20 protein-coding genes are annotated in these 22,581 nt (G+C 74.5%); 7 read left to right on the top strand and 13 right to left on the bottom strand.

The window, feature by feature from the left end:
• Positions 1-89 precede the first annotated feature (89 nt).
• Positions 90-893 carry a PspA/IM30 family protein gene (locus FB00_RS08145; RefSeq protein WP_047232414.1) on the top strand — a complete coding sequence of 268 codons (804 nt, stop codon included), beginning with the start codon at positions 90-92 and terminating at the stop codon, positions 891-893.
• A 7-nt stretch (positions 894-900) separates the two neighbouring features.
• Here FB00_RS08145 and FB00_RS08140 read toward each other — a convergent pair whose 3' ends face one another.
• Positions 901-1,659, bottom strand: coding sequence for a type 1 glutamine amidotransferase (locus FB00_RS08140; protein WP_047232413.1), 759 nt, complete (start codon positions 1,657-1,659; stop codon positions 901-903).
• 92 nt (positions 1,660-1,751) lie between these two features.
• Between FB00_RS08140 and FB00_RS08135 the strand changes: the two genes are divergently transcribed.
• Positions 1,752-2,351 (top strand): NYN domain-containing protein, encoded by a 600-nt coding sequence (locus tag FB00_RS08135; RefSeq protein ID WP_047232412.1) that lies wholly within the window; start codon positions 1,752-1,754, stop codon positions 2,349-2,351.
• 21 nt (positions 2,352-2,372) lie between these two features.
• Here the strand turns inward: FB00_RS08135 and FB00_RS08130 are convergent, their stop codons facing one another.
• On the bottom strand, positions 2,373-3,602 hold the full coding sequence (locus FB00_RS08130) for a winged helix DNA-binding domain-containing protein (RefSeq protein WP_047232480.1): 1,230 nt from the start codon (positions 3,600-3,602) through the stop codon (positions 2,373-2,375).
• Between the two features lie 116 nt (positions 3,603-3,718).
• Here FB00_RS08130 and FB00_RS08125 point away from each other — a divergent pair, with 116 nt between their 5' ends.
• The 4 genes from FB00_RS08125 to FB00_RS08110 all read left to right on the top strand — a co-directional run bounded on the left by FB00_RS08125 (position 3,719) and on the right by FB00_RS08110 (position 7,536).
• The gene (locus tag FB00_RS08125; RefSeq protein WP_047232411.1) at positions 3,719-4,456 is read left to right on the top strand and encodes a response regulator transcription factor; all 738 of its coding nucleotides are present in this window, start codon (positions 3,719-3,721) and stop codon (positions 4,454-4,456) included.
• The gene (locus FB00_RS08120) at positions 4,453-6,138 is read left to right on the top strand and encodes a sensor histidine kinase (protein ID WP_082141127.1); all 1,686 of its coding nucleotides are present in this window, start codon (positions 4,453-4,455) and stop codon (positions 6,136-6,138) included. Before FB00_RS08125 ends, FB00_RS08120 begins: the two co-directional genes overlap by 4 nt.
• Positions 6,139-6,386: 248 nt before the next feature.
• Positions 6,387-7,118 (top strand): hypothetical protein, encoded by a 732-nt coding sequence (locus FB00_RS08115; protein WP_047232410.1) that lies wholly within the window; start codon positions 6,387-6,389, stop codon positions 7,116-7,118.
• Positions 7,119-7,242: 124 nt separating this feature from the next.
• On the top strand, positions 7,243-7,536 hold the full coding sequence (locus FB00_RS08110; RefSeq protein WP_047232478.1) for a WXG100 family type VII secretion target: 294 nt from the start codon (positions 7,243-7,245) through the stop codon (positions 7,534-7,536).
• Positions 7,537-7,564: 28 nt separating this feature from the next.
• Here the strand turns inward: FB00_RS08110 and uca are convergent, their stop codons facing one another.
• The 7 genes from uca to urtA all read right to left on the bottom strand — a co-directional run bounded on the left by uca (position 7,565) and on the right by urtA (position 17,763).
• Positions 7,565-11,272: an urea carboxylase gene (gene uca, locus FB00_RS08105; protein WP_047232409.1), complete on the bottom strand. Its 3,708-nt coding sequence runs from the start codon at positions 11,270-11,272 to the stop codon at positions 7,565-7,567.
• 535 nt (positions 11,273-11,807) lie between these two features.
• The gene (locus FB00_RS08100; protein WP_047232408.1) at positions 11,808-12,506 is read right to left on the bottom strand and encodes a GntR family transcriptional regulator; all 699 of its coding nucleotides are present in this window, start codon (positions 12,504-12,506) and stop codon (positions 11,808-11,810) included.
• A gap of 111 nt (positions 12,507-12,617) precedes the next feature.
• Positions 12,618-13,310, bottom strand: coding sequence for an urea ABC transporter ATP-binding subunit UrtE (gene urtE / locus FB00_RS08095; protein ID WP_047232407.1), 693 nt, complete (start codon positions 13,308-13,310; stop codon positions 12,618-12,620).
• Entirely contained in the window at positions 13,310-14,236 is a 927-nt protein-coding gene (gene urtD, locus FB00_RS08090; RefSeq protein ID WP_082141126.1) for an urea ABC transporter ATP-binding protein UrtD, read from the bottom strand. The genes urtE and urtD overlap by 1 nt, the downstream gene beginning before the upstream one ends.
• On the bottom strand, positions 14,233-15,426 hold the full coding sequence (gene urtC / locus FB00_RS08085) for an urea ABC transporter permease subunit UrtC (RefSeq protein WP_082141125.1): 1,194 nt from the start codon (positions 15,424-15,426) through the stop codon (positions 14,233-14,235). Before urtC ends, urtD begins: the two co-directional genes overlap by 4 nt.
• Positions 15,423-16,307, bottom strand: coding sequence for an urea ABC transporter permease subunit UrtB (urtB, locus tag FB00_RS08080; RefSeq protein WP_047232406.1), 885 nt, complete (start codon positions 16,305-16,307; stop codon positions 15,423-15,425). The genes urtC and urtB overlap by 4 nt, the downstream gene beginning before the upstream one ends.
• A gap of 190 nt (positions 16,308-16,497) precedes the next feature.
• Positions 16,498-17,763, bottom strand: a complete 1,266-nt coding sequence (urtA, locus tag FB00_RS08075; protein WP_047232405.1) for an urea ABC transporter substrate-binding protein — start codon at positions 17,761-17,763, stop codon at positions 16,498-16,500.
• A 373-nt stretch (positions 17,764-18,136) separates the two neighbouring features.
• Here urtA and FB00_RS08070 point away from each other — a divergent pair, with 373 nt between their 5' ends.
• Positions 18,137-18,631, top strand: a complete 495-nt coding sequence (locus tag FB00_RS08070; protein ID WP_047232404.1) for a GNAT family N-acetyltransferase — start codon at positions 18,137-18,139, stop codon at positions 18,629-18,631.
• A 169-nt stretch (positions 18,632-18,800) separates the two neighbouring features.
• Here the strand turns inward: FB00_RS08070 and FB00_RS08065 are convergent, their stop codons facing one another.
• From FB00_RS08065 to FB00_RS08050, 4 genes are read right to left on the bottom strand one after another with little or no spacing between them, the layout of a single operon-like run.
• Positions 18,801-19,847, bottom strand: a complete 1,047-nt coding sequence (locus tag FB00_RS08065; protein WP_047232403.1) for an energy-coupling factor ABC transporter permease — start codon at positions 19,845-19,847, stop codon at positions 18,801-18,803.
• Between the two features lies 1 nt (position 19,848).
• Entirely contained in the window at positions 19,849-20,826 is a 978-nt protein-coding gene (locus FB00_RS08060) for an urease accessory protein UreD (protein WP_052877541.1), read from the bottom strand.
• A 20-nt stretch (positions 20,827-20,846) separates the two neighbouring features.
• A complete protein-coding gene (gene ureG, locus FB00_RS08055; protein WP_231581773.1) occupies positions 20,847-21,680 on the bottom strand; it encodes an urease accessory protein UreG in 834 nt (277 codons plus the stop codon).
• On the bottom strand, positions 21,673-22,581 hold the full coding sequence (locus FB00_RS08050; RefSeq protein WP_231581772.1) for an urease accessory UreF family protein: 909 nt from the start codon (positions 22,579-22,581) through the stop codon (positions 21,673-21,675). Before FB00_RS08050 ends, ureG begins: the two co-directional genes overlap by 8 nt.

Raw genomic sequence — 22,581 nt, 5'->3', positions numbered from 1 at the left:
CGCGACCAGACCAGCACGGACGGACGGACGGACGAGACCAGCACGCAGCACCCGACCAGTACGAGACGGCTCACCAGAGAGGGACGACCATGGCGGAGAAGCAGAGCATCTTCGGACGGATCGCGCAGCTCGCCCGCGCGAACATCAACGCACTCCTGGACAACGCGGAGGACCCGCAGAAGATGCTGGACCAGCTCGTGCGCGACTACACGAACAACATCGCCGACGCCGAGCAGGCCGTCGCGCAGACCATCGGCAACCTGCGCCTCGCGGAGCAGGACTACAACGAGGACGTCGCCGCCGTGCAGGAGTGGGGACAGAAGGCCGTCGCCGCGTCCGCGCAGGCCGACCGCTACCGGCAGCAGGGCGACACCGCCAACGCCGACAAGTTCGACAACCTCGCCAAGATCGCGCTCGGCAAGCAGATCTCCGCCGAGGGCGAGGTCCGCCAGGCCGAGCCGCTCATCGCGTCGCAGCGCGAGTCGGTCGAGAAGCTCAAGTCAGGCCTCGCGATGATGAAGGACAAGCTCGGCGAGCTGAGGTCCAAGCGCGACTCGCTCGTCGCCCGGCAGAAGAGCGCCCAGGCGCAGCAGACCGTCCAGGGCGCGATCAGCTCCATCAACGTGCTCGACCCGACGAGCGAGATCTCGCGCTACGAGGAGATCGTGCGGCGCGAGGAGGCGCAGGCGATCGGCCAGGCCGAGGTCGCGGCGTCGAGCATCGACTCCCAGTTCGCCGAGCTCGAGACGTCCGGCGAGGCCGTCGAGATCGAGGCGCGCCTCGCCGCCCTCAAGCAGGGCTCGTCCCCGGCTCCGCAGGTGTCGCCCACCCAGGTCACGCCCGCGATCGGGTCCGGAACCACCACCCAGGACGCTCCGACCTCCGACTGGTGAGCCTCGGTCAGGCCGGGACGCTCCGCCCGACGGTCGCGCGGACCTCGGCGGCGAAGGCCTCGGCGAGTCGGCGGCCGCCGTCGAGGATCTCGGGCGCGTGCTCGTCGAACCCGGCGAGGGCGGCGGCGGTGTCGACGTCGTCGAACGCGTCGCACCACGTCTCGAAGCCCGAGCGCGTCGCCTCGGGGTGGAACTGCACGCCGAGCGCCGAACCGAGGCGGAACGCCTGGTACGGGTACATGTTGGACGACCCGAGCCAGACGGCGCCGGAGGGAAGGTCGACGACGGCGTCGGCGTGCATGCTCGTCACGTACCGCACCGGCGCGTCGCCCGCGGCGAGCGCGGAGAGCACGGGGTCCGTCTCGGCGTCGGCGCGCCAGAAGACGCGGGTCGCGCCGGCCTCGCGCCCCGGAGGCGCGGAGACCTGGACGTGCCCACCGCCGGCGACGGCGAGGAGCTGGGCCCCGAGGCAGATGCCGAGCGTCGGGACGCCGGTCGTCGCGGCGGCGAGCAGGGTCTCGCGCAGCGCGGGCAGCCAGGGGGCGCGCTCGTCGTCGTGCGCGGACATGTGCCCGCCGAGGACGACGAGGCCGTCGCCGACCTCGTCCGCCGTGGGAATCGCGTCGCCGTCGTACGGGCGCACGACCCGCAGGTCGGCGGCGAGCTGGTCGGCGTAGGCGTCGAGCGCGACGTCCGGGGAGTTCTGGACGACCGTGATCCGGACGGTTCCGGTTGCGGCCGTGGCGTCGGTGTCGTACGTGGTCACGAGGTCCGACGGTACCCACTCCGGGGTACCCCGACGCAAACACCCACGTCGTGGACATGGCAGGCGACCGTCGCGCGGATAGGCTGACCAGCATGTCCGACCTCCAGACCTCCGACGGCCGAGCACCGACGACGCCGCGCCGCACCTACCTCGTCGTCGACGGCGAGAACATCGACGCGACGCTCGGCATGAACGTCCTCGGGCACCGTCCCGCGCCGGAGGAGCGGCCACGGTGGGACCGGATCGTGGAGTTCGCACGCCAGGCCTGGGGCCAGGACGTCACGCCGCTGTTCTTCCTCAACGCGTCGTCGGGCCAGATGCCGATGTCGTTCGTGCAGGCGCTGCTCGCGATGGGCTACCGGCCGATCCCGCTCGCCGGGTCGAGCAGCGAGAAGGTCGTGGACATCGGTATCCAGCGCATGCTGGACGCGATCGTCGACCAGCCGGGCGACGTGCTCCTCGCGAGCCACGACGGCGACTTCCTGCCGCAGGTCGAGACGCTGCTCGACGACCCCGACCGCCGCGTGGGCGTCCTCGCCTTCCGCGAGTTCGTCAACGTGCGGCTCACCGAGCTCACCGGGCGCGGGCTGGAGGTCTTCGACCTCGAGGACCACGCCGGCGCGTTCACGACCGTGCTGCCGCGCGTGCGCATCATCCCGCTCGACGAGTTCGACCCGCTGCGCTACCTCTGACCGACCTGCTGGGCTCCACCGTCAGGCGTGGAGCTCGCGGTACAGGGGCGTGGGGAACGAGGCCGTCACGCCGTCGCCTCCGAGGAGCGCCGCGATGCGCTCGGCCTCCGCGGCGACGGTGCGCTCGGCGTCCGACCCCACGTCCTCGAGCAGCCGGAACGCGGGCTCCCCGCCCGGGCGCACGGCCCAGGCGCCGACGATCCGGCCCTCCCACCAGACGGTCGCGCCGGCGTTGCCGATCGTGTCGAAGATCGCGGCCTTGTGCGGGCCGAGGTACCAGTCACGTGCGGCCCAGCCCATCGTCGTCGGGTCGAGCGACGGCAGGAGCGCGACGTGCCCCGCGAGCGGGACCTCGTCGGGCGGGGGCACGTCGGTCCCGCGCAGCATCACGCCGGCCTGCGGGGCCGGGTCCTCCGGCGTGCCGGTCTCGACCTCGACCTCGACGACGTCGAGCGCCGCGAGCGCGGCGCGCGTGTCCCGCTGGTTCCAGCCCGTCCACCACGTCAGGTCCTTGACCGTCGCCGGCCCGAACACCTCGAGCCAGGACCTGGCGAGCGCCGCGCGCGCGGCCGCCTCCTCCATCGCGGGGATGCCACCCGGGAACCAGTCCTCGACGGGCGACCAGACGTGCCGGTTGGACGACCACGACCCGCGCGGCTCGCCGCGCACGACCGCGCCCTCCGCGGAGAGCAGCGACATGAGCTGGGACGTCATGGTGCGGCGTACGTCCCACGTCTTGGCGGTGGTGGGCAGGAACGCGGTGCGCAGGAGCGGCGCGGCCTTCGACAGGCTCGCGCCGTCCATCGGCCCGTGCTCCGCGAGCGCGGCGTGGACCTGGGCCTCGACGGCGGCGAGGAAGGTCGCCGCGTCGTCGACGGGCGGGTCCGTGGGCAGCGTCGCGAGCTCCTTGAGCAGCCGGGCGCGCAGCCGCCGGGCCACCGCGAGCGCCGCGGCCGCGTGCACGACGGGCACCGTCTCGCGCCGCACGACGAACATCGTGCGCCGCATGGCGAGCACCTTGACCAGGGTGCGACGCCGGAACACGGCGTCCCGGACGTCGTCGAGCACGAGGCCGGGGACCCGCGCGAGGACGGAGAGGTAGACGCTCGGGGCGTCGGTGGCGTGCAGGGCGAGAAGCCGGTCGACGACGTCCTCGGGGGTGCGGGCCGCCGGGCGTCCGGGCAGGTCCGTCGCGAGCGCGAGCTGTTGCGCGACGAGCCGTCGTCGCCTCTGGTCCACCGTGATCCGCACGCCCGCCATCCTGCCCGACGCCGCCCACGCGCACCGCGCCGGAGGCCCCGCACGAGCGGGCCGCGGGTGGAGCCCGTTCCCAGGCGACTCCCAGACCGCGGGAGGACACTGGGGGCATGAGCACCACGCCTGAGGCACGCCTCGTCGTCGTCGACGACGAGCCGAACATCCGCGAGCTGCTGGCCACGTCCCTGCGCTTCGCCGGGTTCGAGGTCCACGCCGCCGCGGACGGGCAGAGCGCCCTGCGGCTCGTGCGCGACGTCGAGCCCGACCTCGTCGTGCTCGACGTCATGCTGCCGGACATGGACGGGTTCACCGTCACGCGCCGCCTGCGGGAGAAGGGGCAGCACACGCCCGTCGTCTTCCTCACCGCGAAGGACGACACGCGCGACAAGATCACCGGGCTCACCGTGGGCGGCGACGACTACGTGACGAAGCCGTTCAGCCTGGAGGAGGTCGTCGCCCGCATCCGCGCGGTGCTGCGCCGCACGCACGCCGAGCCCGTCGAGGACGCGGTGCTGCGCTTCGCCGACCTCGAGATGGACGAGGACTCGCACGAGGTCCGTCGCGCGGGCGTCGACGTCGACCTGTCCCCCACGGAGTTCAAGCTCCTGCGCTACCTCATGCTCAACGCGGGCCGCGTGCTGTCGAAGGCGCAGATCCTCGACCACGTGTGGCAGTACGACTGGGGCGGCGACGCGAACATCGTCGAGTCCTACATCTCCTACCTGCGCCGCAAGATCGACAACCTCACGGTGCCCGGTCCCGACGGCGAGCCCGTCGCGCTCCCGCCGCTCATCCACACCAAGCGGGGCGTGGGCTACCTGCTGCGCCAGCCGCCGACGACGTCATGACGTCCGGCCCCGACCGCACGACGACGGGGTCCCGACCGGTCCCACCGCCCCCTCCCCCGCCCCCCGGCTCGGGCACGACGCCCGCCGACCCCGCGCCGTCGGGCACGGGCGACGCCCCCGGGTCGGGAGCCCCCGCCTCACCGGGCGACGGCGGCCCGACGGCGGAGCGCCCCTTCGGCCGTCCCGTCCCCACCGAGGGGTGGGGCTGGTTCGCGCGCGTGCCGCTGCGCGCCCGCCTCGTCGCCATCACGGTGCTCCTGCTCGCCGCGGGGCTCGGTCTGGCATCGGTCGTCACGACGACGGTCGTGTCGAGCCACCTGGTCCGCCAGGTCGACCAGCAGCTCGAGCGGTCCGCGGGGTGGGTCGCACGCGCCACGCTCAACGACCGCACCGGCGCGAGCTCACAGCTTCCGAGCGACTACTACGTCCTCGTCCGGCCGAACGACGGCACCGAGATCCCCTTGCGGTGGCCGGCCACCGCGAACCTCTACGGAGTCCCCGCGATCCCTGCCATGTCGGACCCCGAGGTGGAGGCCAGCCTCGGCGAGCCCTTCACCGTGAGCTCCGAGGGCGGCACCGACCCTGCCCAGTGGCGCGTGGTCCCGTTCTTCTACGGCTCCGAGCTGACGAGCCAGCGGGACGGCACCGCGTTCGTCGCCCTCCCGCTCACCGGCATCCACGAGACGGTCAAGGTGCTGGGTCGCGCGCTCGCGCTCTCGGCGCTGGGGATCGCGCTCGTCGGCGGCGCCGTGGCCTACCTCGCGGTGCACCGCGCGCTGCGCCCGCTGCGCGAGATCGAGGAGACGGCGGCGGACATCGCGGCAGGTGACCTGTCGCGGCGCGTGCGTCCCGCCCCGCCGACGACGGAGGTGGGCTCGCTGGCCGCGTCGCTCAATGCGATGCTCTCGCAGATCGAGGAGGCCTTCGCGGTCCAGGAGGCGTCGGAGGAACGGATGCGGCGGTTCGTGTCCGACGCGAGCCACGAGCTGCGCACCCCGCTCGCGACGATCCGCGGCTACGGCGAGCTGTACCGGATGGGTGCGCTCGACACGCCCGACAAGGTCGACGACACGATGGGGCGCATCGAGGACTCGGCGACCCGCATGGGGACGCTCGTCAACGACCTGCTGGCGCTCGCCCGCCTCGACGAGGGCCGGCCGCTGCGGCACGAGCCCGTGGACCTCGTCTCGCTCGCGCGCGACTCCGCGCAGGACCTGCACGCGCTCGACCCGACCCGGGACGTCCGGCTGGTAGGCCTGGGCACCGGTGCGAAGGCGCCCGCGGCGCTGCGCGTCGTCGGCGACGAGGACCGGCTGCGGCAGGTGCTCGCGAACCTCGTCGGCAACGTCGCGCGCCACACGCCCGCGGGGACGCCGGTCGAGATCGCGCTGGGCGCCGTGCGTCCCGCGACGCCCACCGACGACGCGCAGGCCGGCTCCCCCGGCACGGTCGCCGTGCTCGAGGTGCGCGACCACGGACCGGGCGTCCCGAGCGACCAGCGCGGCCGCGTGTTCGAGCGGTTCTACCGCGCGGACTCCTCGCGCAACCGGGCGTCGGGCGGCTCGGGCCTCGGCCTGGCGATCGTCGCCGCGATCGCCGGCGCGCACCGGGGTCGGGTGTCGGTGCACGAGACGACGGGTGGCGGGCTCACCGTCCGCGTGGACCTCCCGCTCGCCTCCTGACGGGCGCGCACCCCGCCCCACCTGCGGGTCTGCCGCGGCGCGCCTGACGCGCCGCGCGGAGGCGGCTTCCAGGTTCCCGAGGCACCTCCGAGTGCGGCTACGATGGCGGGTCGTCCCGCGAGACCTAGGCTGGTGGAGAGGCCGCGCGGCGACGCGGGGGCCTCCGCACCAGGCACCACGCCCGGTGACGACCACCTCCGTCATCTCCTCGTGTCCGTCGAAGTGTCCGTCGAAGAAGGCGAAAGTTCATGGGCGTCAACAGCGCCGACGCACCGCAGTGGTTCCTCTCCTCGTTCGTCCGCAGCGCCCGTGGCGCCGGGGCGACCGCCCCGGACGACGAGGTCCGCGCCGTCGGGCAGGGGCTGCTCGACCGCTGGGACCAGCCGGACCGCCACTTCCACAACCTGCGCCACCTCGCCGACGTGCTCGGGCGGGTCGACGAGCTCTCCCAGGAGACGCACGACCCCGACCTGGTACGCCTCGCCGCCTGGTACCACGGCGCGATCTTCGACGCGAAGAGCCGTGCGACGTACGCGAACAAGGGCGGCGAGGACGAGTCGGCGAGCGCCGCGCTCGCGAGCGCCGAGCTCACGAGCCTGGGGGTCCCCGAGCAGGCGGTCCGCCGCGTCGCGTACCTCGTGAACGCGCTCGTGCGGCACGCGCCGGACGCGTCGGACTTCGACTGCGCGGTGCTGTGCGACGCCGACCTCGCGATGCTCGCCGCGGAGCCGCAGCGCTACAAGGAGTACCTCAAGGACGTGCGCGACGAGTACGCGCACATCCCGAAGCCCGACTACGTGCGGGCCCGCATCGCGATCCTCACCAAGCTGCTCGACCGCCGGTCGCTCTTCTCGAGCCCGCTCGGCGCCGCGTGGGAGGAGCCCGCGCGGCAGAACCTCGACGCGGAGCTCCAGCGGCTGCGCAAGGAGCAGCTCAAGCTGGCAGAGGCGTCGGCGCCGTCCACAGGCCCCGCTTCCTGATCCGTCGTCCACAGGGACGTCGCCGCGCCTGCGGCTCCCGGTGTCCCGTGGCTAGCGTCGTCGTCGCACCGGCGCCCGCCGCGTGCGGGACGGCCCGCGGGCCGACGAGACGACGGAGGACGACATGAGCCGGTACGAGGTCGACAGCGCACGGGTCGCCCAGGCGAGCGCGGCGGTGAACGGCTCGGTCACGGCGATCCGGGCGGAGGTCGGGGCCATGATGCGCCATCTCACCGACCTTCAGGCGTCGTGGCGCGGTGGCGCGGCGACGTCCTTCACGGGCGTGATGGCGCAGTGGCAGACCACGCAGAACCAGGTCGAGCTCGCGCTCGACGACATCACGGCGGCGCTCGGTGCGGCCGCCCAGACCTACGCCGACGCCGAGTCCCAGGCCGCGCGGCTGTTCACCACGCGGTAGGCACCCGGGCGCGTCGGTGCTGGGCGCGTCATGGGTCGAGGTGCACGACGGCGAGCCGGTCGCCGGCACGCACGTGGTCGCCCGGGCGCACGTGGACGTCGACGACGACGCCGTCGGACGGTGCCAGGACCGGCAGCTCGAGCTTCATCGCCTCGAGCACGACCACGGGGGTTCCCTCCGCGACGCGCCGCCCCGGCAGCGCCTCCACGCGCCACACCACCCCGCCCAGCGGCGCGCGCAGCACGACGCGCGCCGGGTCGTCGAGGTCGGCGGAGGCGCGCTCGGTGTCGCGTGCACCGGCCGGCGCCGGGCCCGGTCCGCCACGCGCGGTCGCGCGGGCGGCGGACCCGACGAGCTCGCCCGCCTGTGCCCAGGCCGCGGCCTCGCGTGCGAACGCCGCGCGGCGCGCCGCCCCGACCGCGGCGATGTCGTCGGCCTCGCGCGCGAGGAGCGCGGCGTGCTCCCGGCCGGAGAAGACGCCGTCCTCGACCGGGACCTCCAGGACTCCCGCACGGGCCGCCGCGCGACGCTCGCCGAGCTCGTCCGCGTCGACCGGCTCCCACACGATCCGGTCGAAGTGTCGGAACAGCCACGGGACGCCCGGGCGGAACGGCGGGTGCTGCGCATGGGCCGACCAGACGGGGACGGTCCGGCCCACGAGCTGGTAGCCCCCGGGGCTCGCCATCCCGTACACGCACAGGAACGCGCCCCCGAGGCCGACGGCGTCGGACGGGGTCCAGGTGCGCGCCGGGGTGTACTTGGTGGTGAGCAGGCGGTGTCGCGGGTCGACCGGCACGGCGAGCGGCGCGCCCAGGTACACGTCCCCGAGCCCGAGCACGAGGTACTCGGCGTCGAGGACGGTCCGTCGCACGTCCTCGACGCTCGCCAGTCCGTTGGCCCGCCGGACGAAGTCGACGTTGGACGGCAGCCACGGCGCGTCCGACCGGACCCCGGCCGCGTACCGCTCGACGGCGTCCCGGATCGCGGGGTCGTCCCAGCTCAGCGGCAGCCGGAGCACGCGGCTCGGCACCTCGATCTCGTCGCTCGGCGGCAGGTCCTCCTCCAGCTCGCGCAGCAGCCCGACGAGCCGTGGCACGGGCAGGGTCTCGGGATCGACGTGCAGGTGGAGCGTGCGGACGCCCGGTGTCACGTCGAGCACGCCCCGCGGGGCCGCGGCCTCGAGACCGCTCGCCAGGGCGTGGACGCGCAGACGGTCGTGCAGGTCGAGCCCCGCTCCGCCGCCGTACTCGACGAGGAGCGCGTCGTCGGCGCCGCGGAGGTAGCGGACCGCAGGTCGCCGGTCGGCGCGCGGCGTCAGTTCGCCCGAGGGTCGGACGTCGTCGCCGACGAAGGCCCCGACGTCCCGGCCCCGGACGGCACGCACCGCCGTCGGGACGCGCGCCGCCGCCCGGGCTGTGTCGTCGCGACGCAGCCTCTCGGCGCCGTCGTCGTGGACGGTCACGAACCGCACGACGTCGCCCGGCCGCATCTGCCCGAGCTTCCACCGGGAGCCGGCGACGACGGTGAGCGCGCACACGAATCCGCCGAGGCTCGGCCCGTCCGGGCCGAGCAGGATCGGCGTGTCCCCGCTGATGTTCAGCGCACCCACCGAGTACGGGTTGTCGAGCACGTTGGACGGGTGCAGCCCCGCGTCGCCGCCGTCGGGCCGCACCCACGTGAGCGGCGGCCCGGCGAGCCGCACGCCCGTCCGGTCCGCGTGCGGGAGCACCCGCCACCAGGACGTCCGCAGCCGACCGAGCGCGGCGGCGGTGAGCGCCGCGGACTGCGGTCCCGTCGTCACCGCGAGCTCCCACGAGTGCCCCATCCGGGGGCGGGCGTCGGGCGGCACCGAGCCCGTCGCACCGAGCCCGGGAGACACCGGCGCGCCCGGCCGACCGGCTGTCCCGGGACCGGTGGTCCGAGGATGCAGCGCGTCGCCCGCGACGAGCGCGCGCCCGGCCGGGCCGCCGACGGCGCCGAGGACGAAGGTCCCCGCCGACCCGAGATACTCCGGGGCGTCCAAGCCGCCCGCGACGAGCACGTACGTCCGCAGCCCGACGGCGTGCGGCGCGCCCACGGCGAGCACGCCGCCCGCGGGGACGACGACGGGCTCCCACTGCCGCACGGGCTCGCCGTCGACCGTCACGGGCGCCGGCGCCCCCGTGACGCACACCGTCGCCTCGTGCGAGAACCGCAGGGTCGGGCCGGTGAGGGTGCACTCGAGCCCCGCCGCGCCCTCGGGGTTGCCGAGCGCGCGGTTGCCGGTGCGGAACGACAGGTCGTCCATCGGGCCCGAGGGCGGGATGCCCACACCCCAGTAGCCGGTGCGTCCCGGCCAGTCCTGCACCGTGGTCAGCACGCCGGGGTCGAGCACGTCGACCCAGGGCTCCGGGTCGTGCACGGTCGCGAGCGTGGTGGTGGTCGCCGACCCCTCGGCGACGGCGGGGTCGGCGAGCGCCGCGCGCAGCAGCGAGACGTTCGTGGGGAGGCCGTCCACGCGCACGTCCCCGAGCGCGGCGTGCAGCCCCGCGACCGCGCGCGTGTGCGACGCCGCGTGCACGACGACCTTCGCGAGCAGCGGGTCCGCGGCGGGACCGAGCTCGTCGCCCGCGCTCGCGCCGGTCTCGACGCGGACGTCCGTCCCCGCGCCCGAACGCGGAAGGTCGAGCCGCGCGAGCGTGCCTGCGGCGGGTCGCCCGTGGCGCACGTCCTCGGCATAGACGCGCGCCTGCGCCGCCACCCCCCGGACCGCGGGGCCCGACGGCGGCACGTCGTCGAGCACGGTCGTGTCGCCGAGGGCGAGACGCAGCATCCAGGCCACCAGGTCGACGCCGGTGACCTCCTCGGTCACGGTGTGCTCGACCTGGATCCGCGGGTTCACCTCGAGGAACGTGACCTCGCCGGAGCCGACGTCGAGCAGCGCCTCCAGCGTCGCGGCCGAGCGGAGCCCGACCCGCGCCGCGAGGCGACGGGCGCCGTCGTGCAGGGTCGCGCGCACGCCAGGATCGAGGCCGGGCGCGGGCGCGACCTCGACGACCTTCTGGTGGCGGCGCTGGAGCGAGCAGTCGCGGTCGCCGAGCGAGACGACCCGGCCCGCCCCGTCACCGAACAGCTGCACCTCGAGATGGCGTGCCCGGTCGACGTGGCGCTCGACGAACAACCGCCCGGACGATCCCGGCCGCGACGACTCCCGCCGCCACGCCCCCGCGAGCGCCGCCGCGTCGCGGCACACGTGCACGCCGGTCCCGCCCCCGCCACCGGCGTCCTTGAGCACGAGCGGGAAGCCGATCTCGTCCGCCCACCCGAGCGCGTCCTCGAGGCCGCCCAGCACGGGCGACCCCGGCAGCACCCGCAGGCCGCACTCCCGCGCGAGCGCGCGGGCTCGGGCCTTGTCGCCGAGGGCGCGGAGCTGCTCCGGGGTCGGGCCCGCGAACGCGACCCCGGCCGCCTCGACCGCCGCGGCGAACTCCGCGTCCTCCGCGCGGAAGCCGTAGCCCGGGTGCAGCACGTCCGCCCCCGAGGCGAGCGCCGCGTCGAGGAGCCGGCGACCGTCGTCGTACGAGTCGGCGACCGGTGCCGGACCGATCCGCACCGCCTCGTCCGCGAGCCGGACGTGCCGCGCCCCACGGTCCGCGTCGGAGTGCACGGCGACCGTGCGCAGCCCGAGCTGCCGCGCGCTGCGCAGCACACGACAGGCGATCTCGCCGCGGTTCGCGACGAGCAGCGTGGCGGCCATCGCCCTCCCCGGGCCGGTACGGGCGCGAGGCCACGCCTCGCCGTCGGACAGAACGGCCCCAGCCTAGAGCCCACCGCGCCGCGCCGAGCCCTCCCACCTCGGCTCCCCGGTCCGCGTGATGGCGTCCGCGGCGCGGATGGCCTGCCCGGCCGGACTTGCGGATGCTGGCTCGGCACGAGCACGACCAGGCCGACCCGGCGGGTCGGGCAGGCGACGTGGCCGCGTCCCGCGACCCGGACGCACACAAGCCGCCTGCTGGACGCGACGGCACCGCGTGGTGGGGCGAAAGGCGACTCGGCACCGCGGGCAGTCGCCCAGGCGAGCCACGACCAGGGCGAGACGACGCCGGGCGGGGTGGGTGGTGGTGCCGCGTCGTGGCGGGCCTGGCGGGAGCCGCGAGGAACGAGCGGCGGATGGTAGACGCGGCACCACCACCCACCCCGACCACCCAGGCCAACCACACGCCGTCGAGCACAAGAACCACGGCTCTACCTCACGCAACCACGGCTTTACCTCGGCGAACCGGCGCCGAGCGTCAGACGGCGAGGGCCATGCGGGAGAGCGCGCGCGCCGCGCGTTCCATGACGACCGCGAGCGACTCGCCGACGTGCAGGTGGAGCGCGGTGCGGGCCTCGGGGAGGCGGTCCGCGAGCGCGAGCTCGAGGATCTCGATGTGCTCGTCGATGGTGATGCGGATGCGCTCGGACTCGACGAAGTCGTACATGCGCACGGCGCGCACCTTCTCGTTGACCTCGACGAGCGCCTCGGTCAGGCGCTCGTTGCCCGCGGCGCGGGACAGCACGGTGTGGAAGCGCTCGTCGAGGAGCACGAAGCTCGGGTCGGGCTCCGGCGGCGCGGCGCGGAGCTCGACCCACCGGCCGAGCTCGTCGCGCAGCGCGTCGGTGTCGTAGTGCAGCTCGGTGTTCTCGATGATGCGCTCGACGCCGCGCAGCTCGAGGGTCACGCGCAGCTCGTACAGGTCGCGCAGCTCGGCGAGGCTGGGCACGACGACGGCGTACCCGAAGTCGGTGCGCTGGATGAGCCCGTCGGACAAAAGGCGGGACAGCGCCTCGCGCACGGGCGTGCGCGACACCTCGAACCGTCGGCTCAGCTTGGGCTCGGTGAGCCGCTCGCGCGGGTCGACCCGGCCGTTGAGGATCTCGGCGCGCAGCCGCGTGTAGACGGCGTCGCGCAGCGAGGTCGCGGCGGGTTCCGGCGCGGTCACGATGTCCATGCGGGGTCTCCTGGTCGTCCGGCCCGTGCGTCGTGGTCCTGCCCTGCCATCATCCCGCACCGTGACCCGGCGGCGGTGCCGGGCACGGCCCGAGGGTCGACGCCGCGTCGGCTACACGGCCATCGCCGCACGGACGCGCTCCTCGGCCGCCTCGCCGCCCGACCCCCGGCTCGTCACGCGCCCGGACTGGAGGACGACGTAGTCGCGCGCGGCGCCGAGCGCGAACCCGACGTGCTGCTCGACCAGCAGCACCGAGAGCCCGCCCGCGTCGGTGAGCGCGAGGATCGCGTCCTCGATCTCGGTGACGACGGACGGCTGGATGCCCTCGGTCGGCTCGTCGAGCACGAGCACACGCGGGCCGGTGATGAGGGCGCGCGCGATGGCGAGCTGCTGGCGCTGGCCGCCGGACAGGAGCCCGGCGCGCCGCCCGAGGAGCCCGCGCAGCGCCGGGAACAGGTCGAGCGCTTCATCGAGGCGCCGCGGCCCCTCGCGCGACGTGTCGGCGACGAGCTGGAGGTTCTCGCGCGCCGTGAGGTCGCCGAACGACTGCTGCCCCTGCGGCACGTACGCGAGGCCGCGCCGCACGCGCTGGTGCGTGGGCAGCCGGGTGACGTCCTCGCCGTCGAGCACGACGCTGCCCGACCGGGCCTTGAGCAGCCCGAGCGCGGTCCGCAGGAGCGTCGTCTTGCCGGCTCCGTTGTGCCCCAGCACGGCGGCGACGCCGCCCGCGGGCACCGTGAGGTCGACGCCGTGCAGCACCATGGTCCGGCCGTAGCCCGCGTGCAGTCCCGTGAGCTCGAGCATCACGCCTCCTTCTCGTCGGTCGTCGTGGCCGACGTGGGCGCCGTGCCCCGTCGCCGGGCACCGCGGGTCGCGCCTGCGCTGCCGAGGTAGACCTCCTGCACGCGCGGGTCGGCCTGGACCTCGGCGTACGTGCCTTCGGCGAGCACCTGGCCCAGGTGCAGCACGGTCACGGAGCTCGCGAAGGCCCGGAGGAACTCCATGTCGTGCTCGACGACGACGACCGTCCGCTGGGCGCCGATGCGCTGGAGCAGCTCGCCGGTCTGCTCGCGCTCGGACTGGCTCATGCCCGCGACGGGCTCGTCGAGCAGCAGCAGCCGGGCGTCCTGGACGAGCAGCATCCCGATCTCGAGCCACTGCTTCTGCCCGTGCGCGAGGATCCCGGCCTGGACGTCGCGCAGGTGCGCGAGCCCGACGGTCTCGAGCGCCTGCTCGACGGACTCGGGCGTCGACGTACGACGTCGCAGGAGCGTGAGCGGCCCGCGCCCCGCACCCGCGGCGATGTCGAGATTCTGGAGCACGCTGAGCTCCTCGAACACGCTCGCCGTCTGGAACGTGCGCCCGACGCCGGCCCGCGCGACGCGGTGCGTCTTCTTGCCGAGCAGGTCGACGCCGCCGAACTGCACGGAACCCGACGCCTTGGCGAGACCCGTGATCGCGTCCACGATCGTCGTCTTGCCCGCGCCGTTGGGCCCGATGAGGAACCGCAGGTCGCCCGCCGTGACGGTGAGGTCGACGCCCTGGACGGCGACGAACCCGTCGAACTCGACCCGCAGGCCGCGCACCTCGAGGTAGTCGTGCCGGAAGCGCGAGTCGTCGACGCCGAGGACGGACTGCGCGGCCTCGAGGTCGAGCCCGTCGCCCGCGACGCCGGTCTCGAGCACGGTCTCTCCGGTGCCCGACGCCGGTCCGGTGGGTTGCGTGGTCATGCGGTCCTCCCGGTGGTCGCGGGGTCGTGGTCGACGGCGGTCGCGTCCTCGTCGTCCGGCGCGCCCGAGGCGCCGTCGTCGGCCGGGCCGGGGGCGCCGCCGTCGGGCACCGCGCCGCCGCGGGAGCGGCGCCACCGCGTGAAGAGCTCGGCGAGGCCGCCGGGCAGGAACGCGACGACGAGGATGAAGAGCGCGCCCTGGGCGTAGATCCACCCGGACGGGAAGGTCTCGGACAGGCTCGTCTGCGCCCAGCTCACGGCGATCGACCCGAGCACCGGGCCGAGGAGCGTCGCCCGGCCGCCGATCGCGACGCCGATGAGGAACCCGATCGACGGGACGACGCCCACGTCGGCGGGCGAGATGATCCCGACGATCGGGACGAACAGCGCGCCGCCCACCGCGGCCATGAACGCCGCGACGGCGTACGCGACGACCTTGACCTTCGCGGGGTCGTAGCCGAGGAACCGGACGCGGTTCTCCTGGTCGCGCACCGCGACGAGCAGCTCGCCGAAGCGCGACACCATGAGCTGGCGCGCGATCGCGACCATGACGAGCAGGGCGCCGGCGGCGATGAAGAAGACCATGCGCTTGTTCACCGGGTCGGCGAGGTCGTAGCCGAAGAACGACCGGAACCCGTTGAGGCCGTTGGTGCCGCCCGTCGTCGCCTGCTGACCGACGAGCAGGATCGCGAACGCCGCCGCGAGCGCCTGCGACAGGATCGCGAAGTACGCGCCCCGCACGCGCCGCGTGAAGACAGCGAACCCGAGCAGCGCCGCGAGACCGGCAGGTATGACCGCGATGGCGAGGATCGTCACGACCGGCGACCGGAACGGCTCCCACCAGCCCGGCACCTCGCCCGAGCCGTAGAGCATCATGAAGTCCGGCACCCCGCCCGGCCCGGCGTCGGCAAGCTTGAGGTGCATCGCCATGATGTAGGCGCCGAGGCCGAAGAACACGCCCTGCCCGAGCGTGAGCATCCCGCCCCGCCCCCAGGCGAGGCCGATGCCGACCGCGACCATCGCGAGGCACAGGAACTTGCCGAGCAGACCGAGGCGGAACGTGGAGAGCGTCGCGGGCGCGACGGCGAACAGCAGGACCGCCGCGACGGCGAACCCGACGATCACGCGGGCGCGCGAGGAGCGGTACAGGGCGGAGAGCCGGGACGTGCCCCCGGTCGTGACGGCGCTCATGCGAGGCTCCTCGTCCGGACCGACACGAGGCCCTGGGGTCGCACCTGGAGGAAGACGACGATGACGACGAACACGAGCACCTTGGCGATGCTCGCCGTCGTGGAGTACTCGAAGGTCGCCTGGAGCAGCCCGAGCGCGAACGCCGCGATGACCGTGCCCTTGATCTGGCCGATGCCGCCCGCCACGACCACGAGGAACGCGTCGACGATGTAGCTCGTGCCGAGCGTCGGGCCGACCGACCCGAGGAGCGTGAGCGCGACGCCCGCGATCCCGGCGAGGCCGGACCCGATGAAGAACGTCAGGCGGTCCGTGGTCCGCGTGGAGACGCCGCTCGCCTCGGCGAGGTCGCGGTTCTGCACGACGGCGCGGATCCGCCGCCCGAGCGGCGTCACCTTGAGCACGACGGCCAGCGCGACGACCGCGACGAGCGCCAGCGCGAGGATGAACACGCGCGTCTTGGGGACGGCGAGCCCGAACAGGTCGACGGCGCCGCTCAGCCAGGCCGGGGCGCGCACGTCGACGTTCGGGGCGCCGAACACGTCGCGCGCGACCTGCTGGAGGACGAGCGCGACGCCCCACGTGACGAGGAGCGTGTCGAGCGGCCGCTTGTACATGCGGTGGATGAGCGTCGCCTCGAGCAGCAGGCCGAGCAGCCCGCCGACGAGGAACCCGAGCGGCAGCGACACGAGCAGCGAGACGCCGGCGTTCCCGACGACCCCCTGCACGACGAACGCCGTGTAGGCGCCCGCCATCATGAACTCGCCGTGCGCCATGTTGATGACGCCCATCTGGCCGAACGTGAGCGCCAGCCCGAGGGCGGCGAGGAGCAGGACCGAGCCGAGGCTCAGCCCCGCGAAGAGCTGCGAGAACAGCACATCCATGGGCGTCGTGCCTTCCGGTGGGTGCGTAGCAGGACGGGTGACGTGACCGCCGAGGTGGGGGCCGGGGGTGTGCGTGCCGGGTCGTGGCGGGACTGGCGGAAGCCCGCGAGGAACGAGCGGGCGGATGGTAGACCCGGCACGCACACCCCCGGTCCCCGCCGGACTCAGCGGGTCGGGAGCGACGAAGTCGTCAGGAGAGGCCCTCGGCCCAGTCGTAGCCCTCGAGGTACGGGTCGGGCTCGATCGGCTCGCCCGAGCTCCACTCGGTGTAGATGAGGCCGTCGGGGCCGATCTTGCCGATCAGGGCGGTCTTGGCGATGTGGTGGTTGTCGCCGTTCACGGTGACGGAGCCCTCCGGCGCGTCGAAGGTGACGCCGTCGGCGGCCTCCTGGACGTCGGCGACGTCGAACGACTCGGCCTTCTCGACCATGCCCTTCCAGAGGTAGAGCGACGTGTACGCCGCCTCCATCGGGTCGGACGTCACGCGGTCGGCGCCGTACTTCGCCTGGAACGCCTCGACGAACGTGGTGTTCTCCGGGCTGTCGAGGGTCTGGTAGTAGTTCCAGGCCGTGAGCTGGCCCTCGACGTTCTCGACACCGACGCCGCCGACCTCCTCCTCGGCGATCGACACCGACACGACGGGCATCGTGTCCGGGCCGAGTCCGGCGTTCTTGTACTCCTTGAAGAACGCGACGTTGGAGTCGCCGTTGAGCGTGTTGAAGACGGCGTCCGCCCCGGCGGACTTCACCTTGTTGACGATCGTCGAGAAGTCGGTGTGGCCGAGGGGCGCGTACTCCTCGCCGAGGACCTCGATGCCGTTCGCCTCCGCGTAGGCGTTGATGATCTTGTTCGCCGTGCGCGGGAAGACGTAGTCGGAGCCGACGAGGAAGATCGACTCGATCCCCTGCTCCTTGAGGTAGTCGAGCGCGGGGACGATCTGCTGGTTGGTCGTGGCGCCGGTGTAGAAGATGTTCGGCGACGACTCGAGGCCCTCGTACTGGACCGGGTAGAAGAGCAGCGAGTCCTGCGCCTCGAAGACCGGGAGCATCGCCTTGCGCGAGGCGGACGTCCAGCCGCCGAACACCGCGGCGACGCAGTCGCTCGTGATGAGCTTCTCCGCCTTCTCGGCGAAGACCGTGGGCTCGGACTGGCCGTCCTCCTGGACGATCTCGAGCTGCTTGCCGAGCACGCCGCCGTCGGCGTTGATCTCCTCGGCGGCGAGGGCGAGCGAGTCGGCGACGGTCTGCTCGGAGATCGCCATGGTGCCGGAGAGCGAGTTGAGGAAGCCGATCTTGACGGTGTCGCCGGAGGTGTCGACGCAGCTCTCGGCGGCGCTGGTCGCGGCGCCCGCACCGTCGCCGGTCTCCGTCTTCGCGCCGCACGCGGTGAGCGTGAGCGCGAGGACGACGAGAGCGGCGGCCGGGGCGAGACGGGTCGTGGCGCGTGAAGGTGTCACGAGAGTCCTTTCAGCGAGGTTCGCACAGCGGAGGTCTCCGCAGGTTTCTCAGCAGGGGGCCGGCGGCCGCCGAGCAGGCGGTCGCTCGCCGCAGGCACATCGGGTACAGGTCTGTATACGTACCTGTGCCCGGGGTGGTGCCCACTGATGTCGACGCTAGTGACGCCGTGTTTCGGCCGATCTGCCCGTCCTGTTAACGGCGCGTGTCACACGGTCACGATCCGGTCACGCGCCCGAGTCCTGCCGAGAGATAACCCCGGTAGCGCGAGGTAGAGCCCTGGTCCGCCGAGGTAGAGCCCTGGTCGTGGAGCGTTCTCGAACCTCGTCTCTACCTCGCGGGACCGGAGCTCTACCTCGCGACTACGGTCGTCCCGTGCTGCTCCGACCTGCCGAGCCCGACGACGCCGCGCGTCTCGCGCTCGTGCACCACTCCGTGTGGCGCGCGACCTACGCCGGCCTCGTGCCCGACACCTTCTGGAATACGGCCACGCTCGAGGAGCGCACCTCGTCGTGGGAGCGCTGGCTCGCCCCGGAGGCGCCGCCCGGCCGCGGCGAGGTCGTCGTCGCGGAGGTGGACGACGCGGTGGTCGGGTTCGGCATCGGCGGCCCGTCGCGGGACGTGGGCGGCCACGCGCCCGTGCGGGACTTCGAGCTGTACTCGCTGTACGTGCTGCCCGAGCACCACGGCAAGGGTGCGGGACAGGCCTTGCTCGACGCCGCCGTCCCGCCCGGGCCGGCGCAGGTCTGGGTGGCCGAGGACAACCCCCGCGCACGACGCTTCTACGCGCGCAACGGGTTCGAACCCGACGGCCCTCGGCACGCCGACGCCCGCTTCGGCGGGATCGTCGAGATCCGGTTGGTCCGGTAGCGCAGGGCCGAGGCCCTGCGACGCACCGGGGGTGCCTGGGCGGCGCGGTAGAACCCTGCTCGTGGGCAGCTCTCCGACCAGGGCTCTACCTCGGCTGACCAGGGCTCTACCTCGCGCGACCAGGGCTCTACCTCGCGCGACCAGGGCTCTACCTCGGCAGGGGTGACCGTCAGGCGGCCGGGGCGGTCGCCGTGCGGCGGCGGGCGGTGGCGCGCAGACCGGCCGTGAGGAGCCCGGCCGTGAGCGCGACGACGAGGGCCACGCCCACGAGGCCCGCGACGCCGACGAAGATCCCGCCGACCTCGCCGTAGTCGGCGAGCGGCATCCCCGCGAACGCGTGGTCGCGCGCCGCGTCGGCGAAGCCGACCGACTCGGCCGTCGCCTCGAGGCCGTCAGGCGTCGCTGCGGCGAACGACGACACGACGACCGCGGCGAGCAGCGCGCCCGACCCGAGCGCGAGCACCGCACGCCGCACCGCGCCGACCGGGGCCGCCGCGAGCGACGTCGCACCCGGCGAGACCGCCGCACCGGGCGAGGCCACGGCGTCGGGCACGAGGGCGCCGTTCGCCGCGGAGCGAGCCGGGCCCTCGATCGCCGCGACGCCTGGCGCGACGGCGAGCACGAGACCCACGACGCCCGCGGTGATGAGCGCCTCGCCGAGGCCGACGAGCACGTGCACGGAGAGCATCTGACCCACGAGCTCGCCCACCGGGACCGGGACCGTCCCGCCGACGGCGAAGAGCCCCGCGAACACCGCAGCCGAGGCGGGCACGCTCACGAGGGCTCCCACCCCCGCGGCACCGGCGGCGCCCCGGCCCCGCGTCAGGCGCAGCACCCCGCGCGTCGCCGCCCAGCCGACGAGCGTCCCGACCACTGCCATGAGCAGCACGTTCGTGCCCAGCGCGGTGAGCCCGCCGTCGGCGAAGACGAGTGCCTGGACGAGCAGCACGAGCGTCACGGACAGCACGCCGAGCCACGGACCGACGAGCGCGGCCGCGAGCGCCCCGCCCATGAGGTGGCCGCTCGTCCCGGACGCGACGGGGTAGTTGAGCATCTGGACGGCGAAGACGAACCCGGTCGTCGCGGCCGTGAGCGCGACGCGGCGCGGGGTGAGGTCCTCGCGGGCCCGGTACGCGGCGTAGCCGACGGCGGCGAGGGACACGACGGCGGTCGTCGCCGAGGTGGGGTCGTCGAGGAAGTGGTCGGGGACGTGCATGTCAGGCTCCTGTCGTCAGCAGTGTGGTGCGGGGTTCCGGAAGGTCGGTGTCCGACGGCGCGGCGTGGGAGTGCAGCGGGTCGTCGGGCAGGTCACCAGCGATGCCACGGGCGGCACGCACCGCCGTCGTCCAGGCCGCCACGACGGCGTCGATCCCGGCGTCGTGGGTGCTCGGGCCGAGGTGGCGGCCGATCGCGCCGGGGCCGTCGAGGTCGAGCCGCAGCGGTGCGGGCGTGGTGCTCACGGGCCGGTCCGCCGCGAGCGCGACGAGCGGGGCCGGCGGGCGCGTCCCGAGGCACAGCACCGAGTCGACGACGCGCGCGTCGCCGAGGATCCCGGGCAGGGCGCGGTCGTCGTCGAGGTCGAGGTCCTCGACGAAGAGCTCGCGCACGTGCTCCGGTCGAGCGGGGTCGCTCCGCCATGCAGTTCCCGACCCGTGCGGTGCAGCGGACTCACCGGTCCCGCCGACCCCGCGGGACGTCGAGGCGGCACCAGGTGCCGACAGGTCGACGCGCGTGCGCGACCGCAGCCGGCCGCCGACCTCGCCCGAGCGGCCCAGGACCAGCGTCTCGCGCAGCAGCGCGACGCCCCGCTCACGCCGCGCTCCGCCGTCCGCGAGCGACACGCGCGTGGTGCGCTCGACGTCGGCCCCGTCCGCCACGACGAACGGCAGCGCGTCCCACACGAGGAGCCCGCCGGCGTCGACCCGCACGTCCACGTCCCACGAGGCCGACCGGCCCCGCCCGGCGTACGCGACGGTCCCCGACACCTCGACGAGCTCGAGCTCGACGCCCTCGCCGACGTGCACCTCGACCCGCACGCGGTCGCCCCCGAGGAGCAGGGCGCGCGTCGCGACGAGCGCGACCCGGGCCACGCCCGGCCCCGTGGACAGGACGCGCGGGCTGAGCGCGCCGGGGCGCAGGTCGCAGCGCACCCTGTGCGCGTCCCGGTACGCCCCCACCCGCGTCACGTCGTTCACGAGCGTCTCGCCGCGGACCCTCAGTCGCGCCCGACGGCGGCCACCGGCTCCGTGGCCGCGTCGCCGTGCTCGTCGGCGTGGGGGTGGTCGTGCCCGTGGGTGTGCGACGCGTCGCCCTCCTCGTGCGTGTGGAGGAAGCCGTTGCCGTCCTCGTCGGCGTGGAAGTGCGGCGCCATCGGACCCGGGTCCTGCGGCACGTGCGCGCCCGCGCGGTGCGCCGCGAGCAGCGTCTGCACCCACGTGGTGAGCGCGTCGATCGACTCGCGGTCGAGGCGCGAGAGGGCGAGCACCGGGGCGCCGTCGCGCGCGGCCGTCGCGTCGAGGACCATCCGCGGCACGTCGACGCCCACGTAGGGCGCGAGGTCCGTCTTGTTGACGACGAGCAGGTCGGCCCGGGCGATGCCCGGCCCGCCCTTGCGCGCCACGTCGCCGCCGCCCGCGACGTCGAGCACGAAGATCTGCGCGTCGACGAGCGCGGGCGAGAACGTGGCGGTGAGGTTGTCGCCGCCCGACTCGACGAGCACGACGTCGAGCGGCGCGAAGTCCTCCTCGAGGTCCTCGACCGCGAGCAGGTTGGCAGTCACGTCGTCGCGGATCGCGGTGTGCGGGCACGCGCCGGTCTCGACCGCGCGGATGCGCTCGGGGTCGAGCACGCCCGCGGAGCGCAGGAACCGCGCGTCCTCGTCGGTGTAGATGTCGTTCGTGATGACGCCGAGCTGGAGCACGCCGGACAACTCGCGGCACAGGAGCGCGATGAGCGAGCTCTTGCCCGTGCCGACGGGGCCGGCGACGCCGAGTCGCAGGGAGCGGGTGGAGCGGTTGTCGGGAGTGTTCTCAGGCAGGTTGTCAGGCACTGAACAGCCTCTCGGTGGTGCGGGCGTGAATCTCGGCCCACTGCTCGACGAGCGGTGCGCCGTGCGCGGGGATCGCGCGGGGGTCGGTCAGGTGGGCGACGTCGTGAGCGAGCGCGTCGATCGCGGGCTGGGCCGCGACGACCCAGCCCGTCGCGACGACGGGATCGACGGGCTCGAGCTTGAGCGTCGCCGCGGCGACGGTCTGCACGTCCTCGTACCCGACGAGGCGCGCGACCTGCAGCGCGGACAGCCCCGCGCACGCGGCGGTCACGCCGAGCACCACCGGTCGCGGGGGCTGCGGCGCCCTGCGGCCCGCCGCACCCCGACCCCCCGCGCCGTGTCCCGCGCCCGACGGAGCCGGCGCGGCCGACGTGGCGCCCTCGTGCGGGTCGGACATCCCGTCGGCGCGGCGCGCGTCGGCGACGAGCACCGCGGCCTCGTCCAGCGCAGCGACCGCGGGATGCCCGGCCCACAGCCGGCGCAGGAGCCGCAGATAGCCGCGGCCGAGCCGCTGCGACGTCTCGCGGAGCGCGGGCGACGGCGTCCGCGCCGCCCAGGCGAGCCAGGTGTCGGCGAGGTCGCGCGCCGCGGACGCCACGCCGTCGGGCACCCTGGCGGACGGTGCGCGATCCGCGGGGGCGGATCCGGCGCCGTCGGGCCCGGGACCGGCCGCGAGCGCCACGTGCCGTGCGACGACCGCCGTGGCCGCCTCGACGCGCGTGACCGTGGCGAGGCGGGCACGCACGTAGTCGGGCACGCGCGGAGCGGGCATGCCCGCCCGCAGCGCGGGCTCGAGGCCCGCCGACTGCGTGTGCCCGCCGGTGGGCAGGCGCGCGTCCGCGAGCAGCGCGAGCATGAGCTCCGCGCGCCCCTCCACGTCGACCTCCCGCATCTCGCTCAT

It is taken from the genome of Cellulosimicrobium funkei (assembly GCF_001019615.1).
Classification (GTDB): Bacteria; Actinomycetota; Actinomycetes; order Actinomycetales; family Cellulomonadaceae; genus Cellulosimicrobium; species Cellulosimicrobium cellulans_E.
Note: the sequence above shows the minus strand (reverse complement) of the source record. Positions and strands in the feature narration are given on the sequence as shown.